1 protein-coding gene and 1 pseudogene are annotated in these 2,437 nt (G+C 47.8%); both read left to right on the forward strand.

Annotated features, from left to right (window positions below; genetic code table 11):
• The coding region (locus WBA23_RS20175; protein ID WP_424584084.1) for a Gfo/Idh/MocA family protein at positions 1–1,470 on the forward strand (1,470 nt) is incomplete at its 5' end.
• A gap of 395 nt (positions 1,471–1,865) precedes the next feature.
• A pseudogene (locus tag WBA23_RS20180) lies at positions 1,866–2,437 on the forward strand (M1 family peptidase); the annotation flags it as partial.

Genomic DNA, 2,437 nt, shown 5'->3' on the forward strand with positions numbered 1-2,437 from the left:
ATGAAAAAAAGACCTAACAAGAATGCTTTACCTCGTCGCAATTTCCTGAAAGGGGCGGCTACCTCAGCTGCTTCGTTCATGATTGTGCCCCGCCACGTACTGGGTGGCACCGGCTATCAAGCACCCAGCGATACCGTAAACGTGGCGGCGATTGGCGCAGGTGGTATGGGAGCGAATAACATGAAGAGCCTCACCAGTCAGAATATTGTAGCGTTGGCCGACGTAGACTACAGTCGGGTGAAAGAGTCGGTAAGCCGAGATGACCGGGCTGAGCTGAAAGCTGCTTACGATAAAGCTACCTGGTACAAGGATTTCCGGAAGATGCTGGAAGAGGAGAAAGATATTGATGCGGTGGTAGTAGCTACACCCGATCACTTCCATACTGTAGCTGCGAGTGCTGCCATGCAAATGGGCAAACACGTTTACGTACAAAAACCGCTGACCTACTCGGTAAAAGAAGCTCGTGAGCTAAAACGATTAGCCAAAGAAACCGGAGTGGTCACCCAAATGGGTAACCAGGGTCACTCTAGTGACGATGCTCGCCAACTGAATGAATGGGTGCAGGCCGGAGCCATTGGCCCGGTGCGGGAAGTACATGTTTGGACCAACCGCCCAATTTGGCCCCAAGGAGTTCCTCGCCCTACCACCGCTTCAAGCAACCGAAGCGATATAGAATGGAACCGAAAGGTAACAGAAGACTTGCTGCTTAGATCAATGAGTGGTAAGCATAAAGTGCCTAAAGATCTAGACTGGGATGTGTTCTTAGGACCGGCACCGTACCGGGAGTACCACCCTATTTACCATCCATTTAATTGGCGGGGTTGGGTTGACTGGGGCGTAGGTGCATTAGGCGATATGGGAGCTCACTTAATCGACCATCCGTACTGGGCACTAGGTCTGGAGTATCCTGATACTGTACAGGGAACATCTACCCCCTGGGGCGGCAATGAAGAAGATCGGGCTACTTATCCGCTATCCACTACCGTTCACTATACTTTCCCGGCGCGAGGAATGCTACCCGAAGTAACCATGCACTGGTACGATGGTGGGCTGATGCCCTCTCGTCCGGCCGAACTGCCCGATGATGTAGAACTGGACCGCGGTGGCGGAGTGATCTTCCAAGGTGAAAAAGGGGTTCTGTACCACAAAACCTACGGCTCTGATCCGCAGATGTATCCGCAGTCGCTTATGGAGCAGTACGCCGACACTCCGCAAACCTACGAGCGAATTAAAGGCGGACGAGAAGCTCACGAAATGAATTGGATACGTGCCATTCAAGGCGAGGAGAAAATTTCCTGCCCGTTTGAGTACGCTGCCCCGCTTAATGAAACCATGTTACTCGGAGTAGTAGCCCTGCACGCACCCGGCGAGATACTACGCTACGATGGTAAGAAAATGGAGTTCACGAACAACAAAGATGTGAATCGCCATCTGCACCGCGAGTACCGCGATGGCTGGAGTATCGCGTAGTTTTTATTTTATGAAGATATGAAGCCCGATCATTTTGGTTGGGCTTTTCTTATTTGCTTAATCTAATTGACGCATCTGATCAACCTTGTCACAAGTAGAACTACTCAATTTTATAGAGTACGGTAACAGTAGTACCTATGCTGCTATTAACAATACTGTGCTTTGGAACGTAGCTCCTATGCAGAAGATAATCTACATGATAGATGGCAATAATATCTAAACTAATTATCGGCGAAATCACTTTATATCTATTTCGTTTGAATAAATAGCTCTTTAATATAATCTTTTGAGCCAAGCCAAAAGAGCCATCCATCGTATCATATTTGGATAAGCAGACAGCAGTATCTTCCGGCGAATTTTGTATATTACCCCCTCATTTCTAACCTATATTTTTCATGCGTCACTACCTTTTACTTCTGACTTTCTCTCTTACCTTTTTACCCGGATCCTTAACTGCTCAGAAAAAGCAGCACACCAATAAATTTGAGCAACTAGGACCTGCTATGTTGCCCACCCCGAATGTGTACCGGGCGGGTTCCGGGGCCCCGGGGCATCAGTATTGGCAGCAGCGTGCCGACTATAAAATCAAGTGCGAAGTTAACGATGATAATCAGCGACTAACCGGCTCAGAGACAATTACTTACTACAACAATTCTCCCGATGTGCTGGACTATCTGTGGTTACAGCTCGATCAGAATATGCGAGCTGAAGACTCGGATACGTATAAAACCCAGACCAACAGTCTTTCGGATAAGATGGATGTAGATAAACTGGAAGAAATTATTGGTTATGGTTTTGACGGAGGACATAAAATTCAGGCGGTGAAGGATGCTGATGGGAACAATATCACTTACACCATTAACCGCACCATGATGCGGGTAAATATTCCCGAACCGCTGAAGCCGGGTGAAGACATCACCTTTTCGGTAGATTGGTACTATAATATTAATGATCGCGACCTAATGGG

This window comes from Tunicatimonas sp., from assembly GCF_049647865.1.
Lineage (GTDB): Bacteria > Bacteroidota > Bacteroidia > Cytophagales > Cyclobacteriaceae > Tunicatimonas.